The sequence below is a fragment of the Rubrivivax gelatinosus IL144 genome, from assembly GCF_000284255.1.
In the GTDB taxonomy this organism is placed as follows: Bacteria; Pseudomonadota; Gammaproteobacteria; order Burkholderiales; family Burkholderiaceae_C; genus Rubrivivax; species Rubrivivax gelatinosus_A.
This window is the reverse complement of sequence record NC_017075.1, coordinates 4,552,656-4,567,758: the sequence shown is the minus strand read 5'-3', so window position 1 is coordinate 4,567,758 and position 15,103 is coordinate 4,552,656. Positions and strand designations below refer to the sequence as shown.

The window sequence follows — 15,103 nt, the reverse complement described above, 5'->3', positions numbered from 1 at the left end:
CGATGGAAAGACCGCCCCCTGGTGTCAGGCAGTCGTCGTGACGCGGAAGACGCGCACCGCGTCGACCAGCGTCTGGGCCTGTTGCTTCAGGCTCTCGGTGGCCGCGGTCGTCTGCTCGACCAGTGCGGCGTTCTGCTGGGTCACCTGATCGAGCTGGGTCACGGCGTCGTTGACCTGGCCGATGCCGCTGGTCTGCTCGACGGTGGCCTGGCTGATCTCCTGGATCAGCTGCGAGACGCGCTGCACCTGGGTGACGATCTCGGTCATCGTGCTGCCGGCGTCGGCGACGAGGCGCGAGCCGGCCTCGACCTTCTCGACCGAGTTGCCGATCAGGGCCTTGATCTCGCGCGCCGCGCCGGCGCTGCGCTGGGCCAGGCTGCGCACCTCGCCGGCGACGACCGCGAAGCCGCGGCCCTGCTCGCCGGCACGTGCCGCTTCGACGGCGGCGTTGAGCGCCAGAATGTTGGTCTGGAAGGCGATGCCGTCGATGACGCCGATGATGTCGGCGATCTTGCGCGAGCTCTCGGTGATCTCGTGCATGGTGCTGACGACCTCGGTGACGACCTCGCCGCCGCGCGTGGCCGCGGCGCTGGCCGAGCCGGCCATCTGCGCCGCCGCGCGCGCGGTGTCGGTGTTGTTGCGCACCGTGGAGTTCAGCTGGTCCATCGACGCCGCGGTCTGCTGCAGGTTCGAGGCCTGCTGCTCGGTGCGCTGGCTCAGGTCGGCGGTGCCGGTGGCGATCTCCTCGGACGCCGTCTGCAGCGTTTCGGCCGCCTGGCGCACCTGGTTCATCGTGCGGCTCAGGTTGGCGTTGACCGTCTCCAGCGCGTTCAGCACGCGGCCGACTTCGTCCTGCGCGTCGACCTCGATGCGCCGCGTCAGGTCGCCCTCGGCGACGGCCTGCGCCACCTCGACGGCCTGCTCCAGCGGCCGCGTGATGCTGCGCTGGATGCGCCAGGCGACGACGCTGCCCAGCACGAGAGCCGTGGTCGCCAGGCCGATGATCAGCGCGACCGCGCGCTTGTAGGCCTCGTCGGCGGCCAGATTGCGCTGGCGCGACGACTCCTTGATCGCCTCGACCACTTCGCCCAGCGCCGCGATGTGCGCCAGCTGCGCCGGGCGCAGCTCGGAACGCACCACTTCGGCGGCGCCGGCGAGATCGTCGGACATCGAGCGCTCGACCGCCTTCTCGGCCGGGGCGCGCGTGGCAGCCATCGCCACCTGCGCCTTGTCGAAGGCCGCCTTGATCTGCGGTTCGCTGGCGAGCAGTTCGATCAGCGCCTTGGCGGTGCGGTCGTAGTCCTCGCGCGCCTTGCGCATCTGGTCGATTTCCTTCTTCTTGAAGGCCGGGTCGTCCTGGAGCACGACGTCGCGGATCGCCATGCCCTGGAAGCGCGCCAGGTCGCGCAGGTTGCCGGCCAGGCGCTCGGGCGCCTCGCCGGTGACGGCCGCCAGATCGGCCTTGATGGCCGACAGCCGCGTCAGCGAGATCGTGCTGATGACGACCATCAGGCCCAGCACGGTCGCGAAACCGAGGGCCAGGCGGACGCCAACCTTCATGTTCTTGAACATCGGAACTCCTTCGGAGAGGGCGTGTTGCCTCGGCGCTCGGCCGTGAGCTGCGAGAAGCTGCCGATCAGTTCGCGGTGACGCCGGCGTGGATCACGCCGATCGGCTTGCCGCCGTCGAGCACCGGGGCCGCGACGTGCACGCTGGGGATCTGCGTCGTCGTGTCGGGCTTGATCTCGTTGGCCGCCCAGGGCTGACCCTTGATCGGGTTGGCGAACACCGGGCGCGAGGCGTTGTTGTAGATCAGCGGCTTGGTGCTGCCGGCGACGATGTTGCCCTTCTGGTCGCGCAGCAGGATCTTGTTGATCGTCGTCTCCGACTTCTCCCACTTCGCGATCTGCTGGCTGGCCTTGCTGGAGAGCATGGCCTTGACCACCGGATCGGCGTCGCTCAGGTCGACCCACTTGCCGTTGTTCATGCCGCCGTTGTCGTGGCCGTTGGCCTCGCGCACCGCGGCCACGAGCAGCGGGTCGGCCGCCATCTCGACCAGCCGCTTCTTCGCGCGCTCGACCTTGGCCTGGACGTCGGCCGGCAGGTCCGCGGCGGCGGTCAGGCCGGAACCCAGAGCGAGCAGGGCGGCGACGATGACGAGGCGGCGTTGGGGACGGAAGCTGTGCATGGCGGGGCTCCTATTGGTTTCGGTGAGGGCCCGATGCGGGCCGGAATGAATGCTCATTCATCGGCAGGAACCGCCGTTCGATTGAGCGAATTCCGGGTGTGACGATTTCACGCTGACCGATGTCTTGCGTGGCATCTGCCGGCCGGGCGGGAAATCGCCATTGGGCGGGCATTAGCCGCGAGACACTCAATTGTGTTGGCTGTCACGGCTTGTTTCTCGTTCATTCGGCGCGCCGTGCGCAAGAGGTCACGCTCGGCCGCTGCGAGCGGGGTGGGCTCTGATCCTGGACAAGGCGCCGCGGGCCGTGACGGGAGTGCGGCTTGGGCGCGTCGCTTTCGGTCGAACGGGGCTGAACTTGAGTCGCCCGCGTTCGGCGCCTCATTCGTCGAGTGGATCGCTTCACGAAACGAAGACTCGCTTCATCTCGATTGATGACGCCGAGCCCGGAATTAAATGACCGCGTCGAAATGACGCTGGGGCCAATGACTGACGAATGGCGTGCCGCGAAGCGTTCTGAGCGCATTGGCGCTCACACGGGTTTGCGTTATGTGGTCGGGTGGCAGGGGCGGGCGTTGCGCCGCGCATTCGGAGCGAAGCCGAGGCGAGCCCAAAAGCACGATGCCCCAGCCGCCGTGAGGCGCTGGGGCATCGATGGGGATCTCACCGCGACACGAGTCGATCGTGTCCGTCCAAGGACGGCGGGCTGCGGTGAAGAAGGAAGTCTGGTCGGGGTGAGAGGATTCGAACCTCCGGCCTCTACGTCCCGAACGTAGCGCTCTACCAGGCTAAGCTACACCCCGATTCGGCATCGGCCACAAGAGCGTGTCTTGCGTCGAGCCTTTCGTCGCTGCTGCTCAGGTCATGAAGACCGGTGAACAGCGCGAAAACAAAATTCTAGCAGAGCTTCGCGGGCTTTGGAAACAGGCAGCAGCTCGAGCGTTGCGCGGGCCATGTCGGCCTGGGTCTGCGCGGCCTCGCGCGTGGCCTCCAGAGCCCCGGTGCGGCGCACGATCTCGATGATCTGCGCCAGGCGCTCCAGCTCGCCGTTTTCGATCGCGTGGCGGATCAGCTCGCGCTCCTCGGCCGTGCCGCGCTCCATCGCGATCAGCAGCGGCAGCGTCGGCTTGCCTTCGCGAAGGTCGTCGCCGACGTTCTTGCCGAGTTCGTCGCTGTTGCCTTCGTAGTCGAGCAGATCGTCGACGAGCTGGAAGGCGGTGCCCAGCGAGCGGCCGTAGTCGGCGCAGGCCTCCTCGACCTCCGGCGACGCGCCGGCCAGTACCGCGCCCAGGCGCGCGCTGGCCTCGAACAGCTTGGCGGTCTTGAAGCGGATGACACGCAGGTACTCGTCGACCGCGAGGTCGGCGTCGTGCATGTTCATCAGCTGCAGCACCTCGCCCTCGGCGATGACGTTGGTCGCCTCGGCCAGCACCTCGAGCACGCGCATGCTCTTGACCGAGACCATCATCTGGAACGAGCGCGAGTACAGGAAGTCGCCCACCAGCACCGCCGCGGCGTTGCCGAACATCGAGTTGGCCGTCGCGCGGCCGCGCCGCAGCGAGGACTCGTCGACGACGTCGTCGTGCAGCAGCGTCGAGGTGTGGATCAGCTCGACCACGGCCGCGAGCTCGTAGCGCTCGGGGCCGCGGAAGCCCAGCGCCTCGGAGAACAGCAGCAGCAGGCGGGGACGCATGCGTTTGCCGCCGGCGCTGATGATGTAGCTGGCGATCTGGTCGATCAGCGCCACCTTCGACGACAGCCGGGCGCGGATGACGGCGTCGACCTGACGCATCGCGGCGTCCATCGGGTCGTCGACGTTGGGAGGGGAAGCGGTGGTCTGAAGCACGGGACGCGCCGGTTGATTCGGTCGGATTATAGGAAGGCGCCCCTTGTCGTCGTCCGGCGGGGCTCGCTCTGCCGTCGCGGCCGGCTGCGTGCAGCCTTGCACGCGCGGGATCGGCTCACGGCGGTCAGACATGCTATACTGAAAGGCTCTGCGTGGTTTGTGGTCCGTCACAGGGCGTCATGCACGCAGGGATCTCAAAGCAAGGAAGGCACACATGTACGCGGTCATAAAAACCGGTGGCAAGCAATACAAGGTTGCTGCTGGCGAAAAGATCAAGGTAGAACAGATTGCTGCGGACGTGGGCCAGGAAATCGTGATCGAGCAGGTTCTGGCCGTCGGCAACGGCGCGGATCTGCAGATCGGGGCTCCCTGGGTCGCGGGTGCAAGCGTGAAGGCCACCGTCGTGGCGCACGGCCGGCACGACAAGGTGCGCATCTTCAAGATGCGTCGCCGCAAGCACTACCAGAAGCACGGCGGCCACCGCCAGAACTACACCGAGCTGCAGATCGCCTCGGTGAACGTCTGAAGGAGCACTGAACCATGGCACAGAAAAAGGGCGGCGGCTCAACCCGCAACGGTCGCGACTCCAAGCCGAAGATGCTCGGCGTGAAGGTGTTCGGCGGCCAGGTCGTTTCGGCCGGCTCGATCATCGTCCGTCAGCGCGGCACGCGTTTCCACGCCGGCGACAACGTCGGCATCGGCCGTGACCACACGCTGTTCGCGCTCGTCGATGGCAACGTCTCGTTTGCCATCAAGGGCGAGAAGAACCGTCACACGGTCAACGTCACGCCGGTCTGAGGCCGACGTTTCCTTGATACCGAAGCCCCGGCCTGCCGGGGCTTTGTCTTTTTATCATCGCGCACCATGAAGTTCGTAGACGAAGCCACGATCGACATTGCTGCGGGCAACGGCGGCGCCGGCTGCGTCAGCTTCCGGCGCGAGAAGTTCATCCCGTTCGGCGGCCCCAACGGCGGCGACGGCGGGCGCGGCGGCAGCGTCTGGGCGCTGGCCGACCGCAACATCAACACGCTGATCGACTACCGCTACGCGCGACGTCACGAGGCGCGCAACGGCGAATCCGGCCGCGGCGCGGACCAGTTCGGCGCCGCCGGCGACGACATCGTGCTGCGCATGCCGGTCGGCACCATCATCACCGACCTCGACAGCGGCGAAGTGCTGTGCGAGCTGCTCGAGCACGACCAGCGCGTGCTGATCGCCAAGGGCGGCGACGGCGGCTTCGGCAACCTGCACTTCAAGACCAGCACCAACCGCGCGCCGCGGCAGAAGACGCCCGGCTGGCCCGGCGAGGCGCGCAAGGTCAAGCTCGAGCTGCGTGTGCTGGCCGACGTCGGCCTGCTGGGCATGCCCAACGCCGGCAAGAGCACGCTGATCTCGGCGATCTCCAACGCCCGGCCGAAGATCGCCGACTACCCGTTCACGACGCTGCACCCGAATCTGGGCGTCGTGCGCGTCGGCCCGGAGCGCAGCTTCGTCGTCGCCGACATCCCGGGGCTGATCGAAGGCGCCAGCGAAGGCGCCGGCCTCGGCCACCGCTTCCTGCGCCACCTGCAGCGCACGCGGCTCTTGCTGCACATCGTCGACATCGCGCCTTTCGACGAAGGTGTCGACCCGGTGCAGCAGGCCAAGGCCATCGTCGCCGAGCTGAAGAAGTACGACCCCGAGCTGCACGCCAAGCCGCGCTGGCTGGTGCTCAACAAGGTCGACATGCTGCCGGCCGAGGAGCGCGAGGCGCGCGTCAAGGACTTCGTCAAGCGGCTGCGCTACAAGGGCCCGGTCTACGTGATCTCGGCGCTGGCGCGCGAGGGTCTGGAGCCGCTGGTCGAGGGCATCTGGAAACACGTCGCCAGCTACCAGCAGGAAGCCCCGCTGCCCGACCCGCGCTTCGACAACCCGCCAGCCGAATGAGCACCGTCCTCGCGTCCGCCCGCCGCATCGTCGTCAAGGTCGGCTCCAGCCTCGTCACCAACGAAGGCCGAGGCGTCGACGCCGAGGCGATCGGCAACTGGTCGCGGCAGCTCGCGGCACTGGCGCGCGACGGCCGCGAGGTCGTGATGGTCTCCAGCGGCGCGATCGCCGAGGGCATGAAGCGCCTGGGCTGGACGACGCGTCCCAAGGAGCTCAACGAACTGCAGGCCGCGGCCGCCGTCGGCCAGATGGGCCTGGCCCAGATGTACGAGACGCGGCTGTCGGAGCAGGGCCTGCGCAGCGCCCAGGTGCTGCTGACGCACGCCGACCTGGCCGACCGCGAGCGCTACCTCAACGCGCGCTCGACGCTGCTGACGCTGCTCGCGCTGGGCGTCGTGCCGGTGATCAACGAGAACGACACCGTCGTCACCGACGAAATCAAGTTCGGCGACAACGACACGCTGGGCGCGCTGGTCGCCAACCTGATCGAAGCCGATGCGCTGGTCATCCTGACCGACCAGCGCGGGCTGTACTCGGCCGACCCGCGCAAGGATCCCGAGGCGCGCTTCATCGACGTCGCCACCGCCGGCGATCCGGCGCTGGAGCAGATGGCCGGCGGCGCCGGTTCGAGCATCGGCCGCGGCGGCATGATCACCAAGGTGCTGGCCGCCAAACGGGCGGCCGGCAGCGGTGCCTCCACCGTCATCGCCTGGGGCCGCGAGCCCGATGTGCTGCTGCGCCTGGCGCGCGGCGAGGCGATCGGCAGCGCGCTGGTCGCCGGCACGCCCAAGTTCGCGGCACGCAAGCAGTGGATGATCGACCACCTGCAGCTGCGCGGCGCGGTCGTCGTCGACGCCGGCGCGGCGCTCAAGCTGCGCGAGGACGGCAAGAGCCTGCTGCCGATCGGCGTCGTCGAGGTGCAGGGCGAGTTCGCGCGTGGCGACGTCATCGCGGTGCTGGCGCCTGGCGGCGAGGTGATCGCGCGCGGCCTGGCCAACTACTCGTCGGCCGAGGCGCGGCTGATCTCGCGCCATGCGTCCTCGCAGATCGAATCGCTGCTGGGCTACGCCCACGAGCCCGAGATGATCCACCGGACCAACCTGGTCCTGGTCTGAGGCGCTTTCAGCGCGACGGCGCGGGTGCGGGCACGACCGGCGCGAGCGCGCCGTCGTCGTCCTGGCGGTGCGTGCGCAGGCCGGCACGCAGATAGCGGTTGTGCGTGTTCTGGCGCGGCAGGTAGCGCGCGAGCTCGGTCAGCGCCAGTTCGTAGACGCCGCGCTTGAACTCGATGACGACGTCCAGCGGCACCCAGTAGTCGTTCCAGCGCCAGGCGTCGAACTCCGGGTGGTCGGTGGCGCGCAGGTTCATGTCGCAGTCGCGCCCGACCAGACGCAGCAGGAACCAGATCTGCTTCTGGCCGCGGTAGTGGCCGCGCGCGTCGCGGCGGATGTAGTGCTCGGGCACCTCGTAGCGCAGCCAGTCGCGCGTGCGGCCCATGATCTGCACATGCTCCGGCCTGAGGCCCACCTCTTCGTGCAACTCACGGAACATCGCCTGCTCGGGCGACTCCCCGTGCTTGATGCCGCCCTGCGGAAACTGCCAGGAATGGGTGCGAAGCCGCTTGCCCCAGAACACCTGGTTCTTCGCATTCAGCAGCACGATGCCGACGTTGGGCCGGAAGCCCTCCCGGTCGAGCATAATCGGACCCCGAATCTGTGACTCAGATCATTATTGCACCGGGCAGGTGCGGCACAAAGGCTCTCGGTTTCCCGCACGCGGGCTGCAGCCGTCCCGCACGGCCCGCACCGCGCCCATGAAAGCCTCCCAGACCTTCATCTCCACCCTCAAGGAAGCTCCCGCCGACGCGGAAATCGTCAGCCACAAGCTGATGATGCGTGCCGGGATGATCAAGCGCCTCGGCGCCGGCATCTACAACTACATGCCGATGGGCTTGCGGGTCATCCGCAAGGTCGAGGCCATCATCCGCGAGGAGATGAACCGCGCCGGCGCCGTCGAGTTGCTGATGCCGGTGGTGCAGCCGGCCGAGCTCTGGATGGAGACCGGCCGCTTCCAGGCCTACGGCCCCGAACTGCTGCGCGTGAAGGACCGCCACGACCGCGACTTCGTCATCCAGCCGACGAGCGAAGAGGTCATCACCGACATCGCGCGCCAGGAGCTGCGCAGCTACAAGCAGCTGCCGCGCACCTTCTATCACGTGCAGACCAAGTTCCGCGACGAGCGCCGCCCGCGCTTCGGCGTCATGCGCGGCCGCGAGTTCACGATGAAGGACGCCTACTCCTTCGACCGCGACAAGGCCTCGGCGCTGAAGAGCTACGACACGATGTACCGCGCCTACTGCGCGATCTTCGACCGCTTCGGCCTGACCTACCGCGCGGTGGCGGCCGACACCGGCGCGATCGGCGGCGACGCCTCGCACGAGTTCCAGGTCATCGCCGACACCGGCGAGGACGCGATCGTCTACTGCCCGACCAGCGACTACGCCGCCAACATCGAACTCGCCGAAGCGCTGTCGCTGATCGCCGAGCGCGCGGCGCCGGCGCAGGCGATGGCCAAGACGCCGACGCCGGGCAAGAGCACCTGCGAGGACGTCGCGGCGCTGCTGGGCATTCCGCTGGCGAGCACCGTCAAGTCGCTGGTGCTGGCCACCGACGAGAAGAACGAAGCCGGCGACATCGTCAAGACGACCGTCTGGCTGCTGCTGGTGCGCGGCGACCACGCGCTCAACGAGGTCAAGGCGGGCAAGCTGCCGGGCCTGAAGGGCGGCTTCCGCTTCGCCACCGTCGCCGAGATCGAAGACCACTTCGGCTGCAAGCCGGGCTACCTGGGCCCGATCGGCTTGAAGAAGCCGGTCAAGGTGGTCGCCGACCGCACCGTCGCCAACATGAGCGACTTCGTCTGCGGCGCCAACGAGCCCGACTTCCACATCGCCGGCGTCAACTGGGGCCGCGACCTGCCCGAGCCGGATCTCGTCGCCGACATCCGCAACGTCGTCGTCGGCGATCCCTCGCCCGACGGCCAGGGCGTGCTGGCGATCCAGCGCGGCATCGAGGTCGGCCACGTCTTCTACCTCGGCACGAAGAAGTACAGCGAGCCGATGGGCGCGACCTATCTCGACGAGAACGGCAAGCCGCAGCCCTTCGAGATGGGCTGCTACGGCATCGGCGTGACGCGCATCCTGGGCGCGGCGATCGAGCAGAACCACGACGAGCGCGGGATCATCTGGCCGGACGCGATCGCGCCGTTCACCGTCGCCGTTTGCCCGATCGGCTACGACCGCAACGCCGACGTGAAGGCCGCTGCCGATCAGCTGCACGACGAACTGGCCGCGCTGGGCGTCGACGTCGTGCTCGACGACCGCGGCGAGCGCCCGGGCGCGATGTTCGCCGACTGGGAGCTGATCGGCGTGCCGCACCGCATCGTCGTCTCCGACCGCGGCCTGAAGACCGGCACGGTCGAGGTGCAGGGCCGGCGCGAGACAGCGGCGAACACCGTGCCGCTGGCCGAGGCCGTCGCCTTCGTGAAGGGCCGCCTGAAGGCATGATCGGCCGCCGCGCGCTGCTGGCGCTGCCGCTGGCGGCGGCCTGCGGCGCGGCACGAGCCGGTGCCCAGGTCGAGGAGCCGCTGGCCGACGCGGTACGCACCGCGCTGGCCGCGGCCGTGGCCGACGGTGCGCCGCCCAAGCCCAGCTTCGCGCGCATCGAGGACCGTCTGGCCTATCTGCGCTGGCTGGGTGCGGCCAGCGAGAAGCTCAAGCGCCGCAAGAGCGAGAACCGCACGCGCCTGGAGTTCCTCGAGACCGTCTGGTACGAGAGTCGGCGCGCCGGGCTCGAAACCTCGCTGGTGCTCGGCCTGATCCAGGTCGAGAGCGGTTTTCGCAAGTACGCGATCAGCCGCGCCGGCGCGCGCGGCTACATGCAGGTGATGCCGTTCTGGGCGCGCCTGATCGGCGACGGCGACGCCAGCCGGCTGTTCCACATGCAGACCAACCTGCGCTTCGGTTGCGTGATCCTGCGCCACTACCTCGATGCCGAGCGCGGCGACCTGTTCATGGCGCTGGGCCGCTACAACGGCAGCCGCGGGCGGCCGGAGTACCCGGGCATGGTGTTCGGCGCGCGCCGAAGCTGGGACCTGAAGGCCTGAGGCGCAGCGGCTAGAGGCCGCGCCATTCGCGCGGCGCGGCGCCTTCGAGCTGCAGCAGCGCGAGCACGCGCTCGACGCCGTCGTCGACGATCTCGGCCACGGTCTGCGGCCGGTGGTAGAAGGCCGGCAGGGGCGGGAAGACGATCGCGCCCATCTCGGTGGCGGCCGTCATGTTGCGCAGATGGGCCAGGTTCAGCGGCGTCTCGCGCACCATCAGCACCAGGCGCCGGCGCTCTTTCAGCGCGACGTCGGCGGCGCGCGTCAGCAGGTTGTCGGCCAGGCCGTGCGCGACCGCGGCCAGCGTCTTCATCGAACACGGCGCGACGACCATCGCCGCGGTGCCGAAGCTGCCGCTGGCGACGCAGGCGCCGACGTCGCCCGGGGCGTAGGAGTGGTCTGCCAGCGCCTCCAGATCTGCACGCGACAAGCCCAGCTCGTGATGGGCGTTCAGCACGCCGGCCGGCGTCGCGACCAGGTGCGTCTCGACGCCGAGCGCACGCGCGCGCTCCAGCAGGCGCACGCCGTACACGGCGCCGCTGGCGCCGGTGATGCCGACGACGAGCCGCTGGCGCGGCATCAGACCTTGGCCAGCAGCTGCTGCAGCTCGCCCGACTGGTACATCTCCATCATGATGTCCGAGCCGCCGACGAACTCGCCGTCGACGTAGAGCTGCGGGATCGTCGGCCACTGCGCGTAGTCCTTGATCCCCTGGCGCACTTCCTCGTCCTCGAGGACGTTGAAGGTCTTGAAGTCGTCCACGCCGCAGGCCTTGAGCACCTGCACCGCGCGGCCCGAGAAGCCGCACATCGGGAACTGGGCCGTGCCCTTCATGAAGAGCATCACCCGGTGGCCCTTGACCAACTCGTCGATGCGTTGTTGAACGTCGCTCATGGCTGTCCTGCCGCCGTTTCCTTGGTAAGGCGGCAAGGATAAGCCATAGTCCCGGAGTGCCCGGGCGCCTCGCCGGAAGCCCGCACGCGTCAGAACGAGTAGCGCACGCCGAGCTGCAGCACCGGCGCGAACTGCATCTCGCGCAGCGCGTTGTCCAGCGGCTGGTCGCCGAAGAGCACGCGCCCGGCGCGCAGGCTGCCGGGGCGGTCGGCGACGAGGCCGATGTCGGCGCTGAAGGTCCAGCCGTCGTGCGTGCTGCCGCTGTAGCCGAGGCCGACGTACGGCACGGTTTCGGTGTCGTCGGCCATCCCGGCCGGCAGTGCCGTGGCGCCCATGCGCAGCGTCGTCTGCGGCCCGAGCGGCAGGCCGCGGCCGCTGAAGGCGACGCCGCCGGTGGCACGCAGGCCGCCGGTCCAGGAGCGGATGCGCAGCCCGGGGGCGTCGAAGTAGTAGTCGCCGAGCAGCGAGCCCGCCTCGCGGCTGCCGCCGGCCAGCGTCACCGGTGCCAGCGTCGTCGCGCCGAGCTGGGCCCGGGCCTGCCAGCGCGGCCACACCTGGTCGGTGTCGGGGGGGAGCAGGCCGTCGGCGGCTGCCGCCGCGCCGGCCAGGGCGAAGCCCGCGAAGGTCACGGGAGCGGAACGCGTGCGCATGGCAGGACTCCTCGTGCAGAAGACTTCATCATGCTCCGATGAGGCCGTCGTTGCAGGAATCCACGCGACGAATCGTGACATCCGCGCTGCGCGCGCGGGCATGCCGTGCCGTATCAGCGCCGGCCGCCGGTGCAGCGGGGCTGGCCGCCGAGGTCACGGCGTGTGCTCACCTGGGAGAAACCCGCGCCGACGAGCAGCGCCTGCACCGCCTCGGCCTGGTCGTAGCCGTGTTCCAGCAGCAGCCAGGCGCCGGCCTCCAGATGGGGCGCCGCGCCGGCGACGATCCTGCGCAGCGCGTCCAGGCCGTCGCCTTCGGGGGTCAGCGCGCCACGCGGCTCGTGCTGCAGCGCCGCCAGGTGCGGGTCGGCGCCGGCGATGTAGGGCGGGTTCGACAGCACGAGGTCGAAGCGCCGGCCGGCCAGCGGCGACCACCATTCGCCGTGCACGAACTCGATGTCCAGTCCGAGGCGGGCGGCGTTGTCGGCGGCGACGGCCAGCGCCTCGGCGCTGCGGTCGCTGGCCGTCAGGCTGGCCTGCGGCCGCGCGTTCTTCACGGCCAGCGCGATCGCGCCGCTGCCGGTGCCCAGATCGGCGACCCGCGCCGGCGCGCCGGGCGGCAGCAGCTCCAGCGCCCAGTCGACCAGCACCTCGGTGTCGGGCCGCGGCACCAGCACATCGGGCGTGACGCGCAGCGTCAGTCCGTGGAACTCGCGTTCGCCGACGAGGTAGGCGAAGGGCACGCCGGCGGCGCGGCGCGCGAGGTCGGCGCTGAAAGCGGTGGCGGTGGCCCTGCTCAGCAGGTCTTCGTCGTGCGCCAGCAGCCAGGCGCGCGAGCGCCCGAGGCGGTGCGCCAGCAGCAGCTGCGTGTCGAGTCGGTCGACGCCGAGTTCGCGACCGGCGGCCAGTGCGTCGGCGATGCGCATCAGCGTTCTCCGGTCTCGAGCTGCGCGAGCTGCTCGGCCGCGCGCGCGGCCTTCAGCGCCGCGACGACGTCGTCGAGCTCGCCGTCCATGATCTGGCCGAGCTTGTACAGCGTCAGGTTGATGCGGTGGTCGGTCAGCCGGCCTTGCGGGAAGTTGTAGGTGCGGATGCGGTCGCTGCGGTCGCCGCTGCCGACCAGGCTCTTGCGCGTCGCGGCTTCCTTGGCGGCGCGTTCGGCGCGGTCCTTCTCGCGCAGGCGCGCGGCCAGCACTGCCATCGCCTTGGCCTTGTTGCGGTGCTGCGAGCGGTCGTCCTGGCACTCGGCGACGATGCCGGTGGGCAGATGGGTGATGCGGATCGCGCTGTCGGTCTTGTTGACGTGCTGGCCGCCGGCGCCGCTGGCGCGGAAGGTGTCGATGCGCAGCTCGGCCGGGTTGAGCTGGACTTCCTCGGCCTCGTCGGGCTCGGGCATCACGGCCACCGTGCAGGCGCTGGTGTGGATGCGGCCCTGGGCCTCGGTGGCCGGCACACGCTGCACGCGGTGGCCGCCGGACTCGAAACGCAGCGTGCCGAAGACGTCGCTGCCGTCGACCTTCAGCACCAGCTCCTTGTAGCCGCCGAGTTCGGACTCGCTGGCGCTCATCACCTCGACGCGCCAGCCCTGGCGCTCGAAGTAGCGCAGGTACATGCGAGCCAGGTCGCCGGCGAACAGCGCCGACTCGTCGCCGCCGGTGCCGGCGCGGATCTCGACGAAGGCATTGCGCGCGTCCTCGGGGTCGCGCGGGATCAGCGCCAGCTGCAGCTCGTGCTCCAGCCGCGCCAGGTCGGCCTCGGCGTCGACGACCTCCTGCTGGGCCATCGCCGCCATCTCGGCGTCGCTCTCGGCGACGAGCATCTCGCGCGCCGCGGCCAGGTCCTGCTCGCGCTGCAGGTAGCGCCGCCAGCGGCCGACGACGTCGGCCACCTCGGACTGCTCGCGCGACAGCGTGCGCAGCCGCTTCACGTCGGCGGCGACCTGCGGATCGGCCAGCAGGGCGTCGAGTTCGGCGAGCCGCATCCCCAGGCGCTCGAACCGTTGCCGAAGCGAATCGTTCATCGTCGTTCCAACGTGAAAACGCCCGGGCCCGCCGACAGCGGGCCCGGGCGAGGGGGAAGGGGATCTAGCGCTCGGCGCTGGTGGCGCGCGAGCTCTGGCGCAGGAACAGGCGCGAGACGGTCTCGGCGAGCTGTTCGCGCTCGCTGCCGTCGGCGGCGTGCAACTCGGCCAGCGTGCCGTGCAGCATCTTGTGCGTCAGCCCGCGCGACAGCGCTTCGAGCACGCTGTCGATCGGCTCGCCGCGCGCCAGCAGGCGGCGCGCACGCTGCATCTCGATCGCAGTCCAGTCCTCGGCCTGGCGGTTCAGCGCCTGGATCAGCGGCACCGCGGCGCGCTGGTCCAGCCAGTGCGCGAAGCTCTGCACGCCAGCGTCGATGATGGCTTCGGCCTGCTGCACGGCGGCCTGGCGCTTCTCGCCGGCCGACTGGACGACGGCCGACAGGTCGTCGACCGTGTACATGTAGACGTCGCGCAGCTTGGCGACTTCGGGCTCGATGTCGCGCGGCACGGCCAGGTCGACCATGAACATCGGGCGATGGCGGCGCAGCTTCAGCGCGCTCTCGACCGCGCCCAGGCCGATGATCGGCAGCGAGCTGGCGGTGCAGGAGATGACGGCGTCGAACTCGTGCAGGCGCTGCGGCAGGTCGGCCAGGCGCAGCGCCTGGGCGCCGAAGCGGCTGGCGAGGTGCTCGCCGCGTTCCAGCGTGCGGTTGGCGATCGCCATGCTGCGGGGCGTGCGCGCCGAGAAGTGCGTCGCGACCAGCTCGATCATCTCGCCGGCGCCGACGAACAGCACGTGGATGTCGGCCAGGTCTTCGAAGATCTGCGAGGCCAGGCGCACGGCGGCCGCGGCCATGCTGATCGAGTGCGAGCCGATCTCGGTGGCGGTGCGCACTTCCTTGGCGACCGAGAACGAACGCTGGAACAGCTGGTGCAGCGTCGTGCCCAGCGTGCCGGCTTCGTCGGCCTGACGCACGGCCTGCTTCATCTGGCCGAGGATCTGGGGCTCGCCGAGCACCATCGAATCCAGGCCGGAGGCGACGCGGAAGGCGTGGCGCGCCGCGTCGCGGTCCTCGCGCACGTAGGTGTGCGACTGGAGGTGTCCGCCGCTGACGCCGCCTTGTTCGGCCAGCCAGTCCATCGTCGGGACCACGAGCTCGTGTACGGTCTTCGGATCGGCCGCGACGTAGAGCTCGGTGCGGTTGCACGTCGACACCAGCGCCGCTTCGGGCGTCGCCAGGTGAAGGCGCTCACGCAGTGCACGCAACGCCGACGGCATTTGTTCCGGCGCGAATGCGAGCCGCCCCCGTAGATCGAGCGGGGCGGTGTTGTGATTGAGGCCGAGGGTGAAGACGCTCACGGGGGAGGATTGTAGGAGGCGGCCGACAGGAAGCGAGGGGTCAGGCTTGAGCAGGGTCAAAGCGAGC

The 15,103-nt window shown here is 69.7% G+C and carries 16 protein-coding genes and 1 tRNA gene; 6 read left to right on the top strand and 11 right to left on the bottom strand.

Annotated elements, in window-relative coordinates:
- Nucleotides 1-24: 24 nt before the first annotated feature.
- The 4 genes from RGE_RS24960 to RGE_RS20750 all read right to left on the bottom strand — a co-directional run bounded on the left by RGE_RS24960 (nucleotide 25) and on the right by RGE_RS20750 (nucleotide 3,989).
- Nucleotides 25-1,572 carry a methyl-accepting chemotaxis protein gene (locus RGE_RS24960; protein ID WP_014430443.1) on the bottom strand — a complete coding sequence of 516 codons (1,548 nt, stop codon included), beginning with the start codon at nucleotides 1,570-1,572 and terminating at the stop codon, nucleotides 25-27.
- Between the two features lie 64 nt (nucleotides 1,573-1,636).
- A complete protein-coding gene (locus tag RGE_RS20760; RefSeq protein ID WP_014430442.1) occupies nucleotides 1,637-2,188 on the bottom strand; it encodes a hypothetical protein in 552 nt (183 codons plus the stop codon).
- A 723-nt stretch (nucleotides 2,189-2,911) separates the two neighbouring features.
- Nucleotides 2,912-2,988: transfer RNA gene (locus tag RGE_RS20755), tRNA-Pro, on the bottom strand.
- A gap of 59 nt (nucleotides 2,989-3,047) precedes the next feature.
- Nucleotides 3,048-3,989: a polyprenyl synthetase family protein gene (locus tag RGE_RS20750; RefSeq protein ID WP_043784346.1), complete on the bottom strand. Its 942-nt coding sequence runs from the start codon at nucleotides 3,987-3,989 to the stop codon at nucleotides 3,048-3,050.
- Nucleotides 3,990-4,245: 256 nt separating this feature from the next.
- On the opposite strand from RGE_RS20750, the gene rplU reads away from it, so the two are divergent.
- The 4 genes from rplU to proB all read left to right on the top strand — a co-directional run bounded on the left by rplU (nucleotide 4,246) and on the right by proB (nucleotide 7,072).
- Nucleotides 4,246-4,557, top strand: coding sequence for a 50S ribosomal protein L21 (gene rplU, locus RGE_RS20745; RefSeq protein ID WP_014430440.1), 312 nt, complete (start codon nucleotides 4,246-4,248; stop codon nucleotides 4,555-4,557).
- 14 nt (nucleotides 4,558-4,571) lie between these two features.
- A complete protein-coding gene (gene rpmA, locus RGE_RS20740) occupies nucleotides 4,572-4,829 on the top strand; it encodes a 50S ribosomal protein L27 (RefSeq protein WP_014430439.1) in 258 nt (85 codons plus the stop codon).
- Nucleotides 4,830-4,895: 66 nt separating this feature from the next.
- Nucleotides 4,896-5,957, top strand: coding sequence for an Obg family GTPase CgtA (gene cgtA, locus RGE_RS20735; protein WP_014430438.1), 1,062 nt, complete (start codon nucleotides 4,896-4,898; stop codon nucleotides 5,955-5,957).
- Nucleotides 5,954-7,072, top strand: a complete 1,119-nt coding sequence (gene proB, locus RGE_RS20730; protein ID WP_014430437.1) for a glutamate 5-kinase — start codon at nucleotides 5,954-5,956, stop codon at nucleotides 7,070-7,072. The genes cgtA and proB overlap by 4 nt, the downstream gene beginning before the upstream one ends.
- A 7-nt stretch (nucleotides 7,073-7,079) precedes the next feature.
- On the opposite strand, the gene RGE_RS20725 is transcribed toward proB, so the two are convergent.
- Nucleotides 7,080-7,655 carry an RNA pyrophosphohydrolase gene (locus tag RGE_RS20725; protein WP_014430436.1) on the bottom strand — a complete coding sequence of 192 codons (576 nt, stop codon included), beginning with the start codon at nucleotides 7,653-7,655 and terminating at the stop codon, nucleotides 7,080-7,082.
- 115 nt (nucleotides 7,656-7,770) lie between these two features.
- Here RGE_RS20725 and RGE_RS20720 point away from each other — a divergent pair, with 115 nt between their 5' ends.
- Nucleotides 7,771-9,519 (top strand): proline--tRNA ligase, encoded by a 1,749-nt coding sequence (locus RGE_RS20720; RefSeq protein ID WP_014430435.1) that lies wholly within the window; start codon nucleotides 7,771-7,773, stop codon nucleotides 9,517-9,519.
- Entirely contained in the window at nucleotides 9,516-10,118 is a 603-nt protein-coding gene (locus tag RGE_RS20715) for a lytic transglycosylase domain-containing protein (protein ID WP_014430434.1), read from the top strand. The genes RGE_RS20720 and RGE_RS20715 overlap by 4 nt, the downstream gene beginning before the upstream one ends.
- Nucleotides 10,119-10,128: 10 nt before the next feature.
- On the opposite strand, the gene RGE_RS20710 is transcribed toward RGE_RS20715, so the two are convergent.
- From RGE_RS20710 to hemA, 6 genes are all read right to left on the bottom strand, one after another.
- Complete coding sequence (locus tag RGE_RS20710; RefSeq protein WP_014430433.1) at nucleotides 10,129-10,695, bottom strand: UbiX family flavin prenyltransferase; 567 nt, start codon at nucleotides 10,693-10,695, stop codon at nucleotides 10,129-10,131.
- A complete protein-coding gene (gene grxD, locus RGE_RS20705; RefSeq protein ID WP_014430432.1) occupies nucleotides 10,695-11,009 on the bottom strand; it encodes a Grx4 family monothiol glutaredoxin in 315 nt (104 codons plus the stop codon). The genes RGE_RS20710 and grxD overlap by 1 nt, the downstream gene beginning before the upstream one ends.
- Before the next feature lie 89 nt (nucleotides 11,010-11,098).
- The gene (locus RGE_RS20700; RefSeq protein ID WP_014430431.1) at nucleotides 11,099-11,659 is read right to left on the bottom strand and encodes a hypothetical protein; all 561 of its coding nucleotides are present in this window, start codon (nucleotides 11,657-11,659) and stop codon (nucleotides 11,099-11,101) included.
- Between the two features lie 113 nt (nucleotides 11,660-11,772).
- Nucleotides 11,773-12,582, bottom strand: coding sequence for a peptide chain release factor N(5)-glutamine methyltransferase (gene prmC / locus RGE_RS20695; RefSeq protein ID WP_014430430.1), 810 nt, complete (start codon nucleotides 12,580-12,582; stop codon nucleotides 11,773-11,775).
- Nucleotides 12,582-13,676, bottom strand: a complete 1,095-nt coding sequence (gene prfA, locus RGE_RS20690) for a peptide chain release factor 1 (protein WP_014430429.1) — start codon at nucleotides 13,674-13,676, stop codon at nucleotides 12,582-12,584. Before prfA ends, prmC begins: the two co-directional genes overlap by 1 nt.
- A 64-nt stretch (nucleotides 13,677-13,740) precedes the next feature.
- Complete coding sequence (hemA, locus tag RGE_RS20685; RefSeq protein WP_014430428.1) at nucleotides 13,741-15,036, bottom strand: glutamyl-tRNA reductase; 1,296 nt, start codon at nucleotides 15,034-15,036, stop codon at nucleotides 13,741-13,743.
- Nucleotides 15,037-15,103 lie beyond the last annotated feature (67 nt).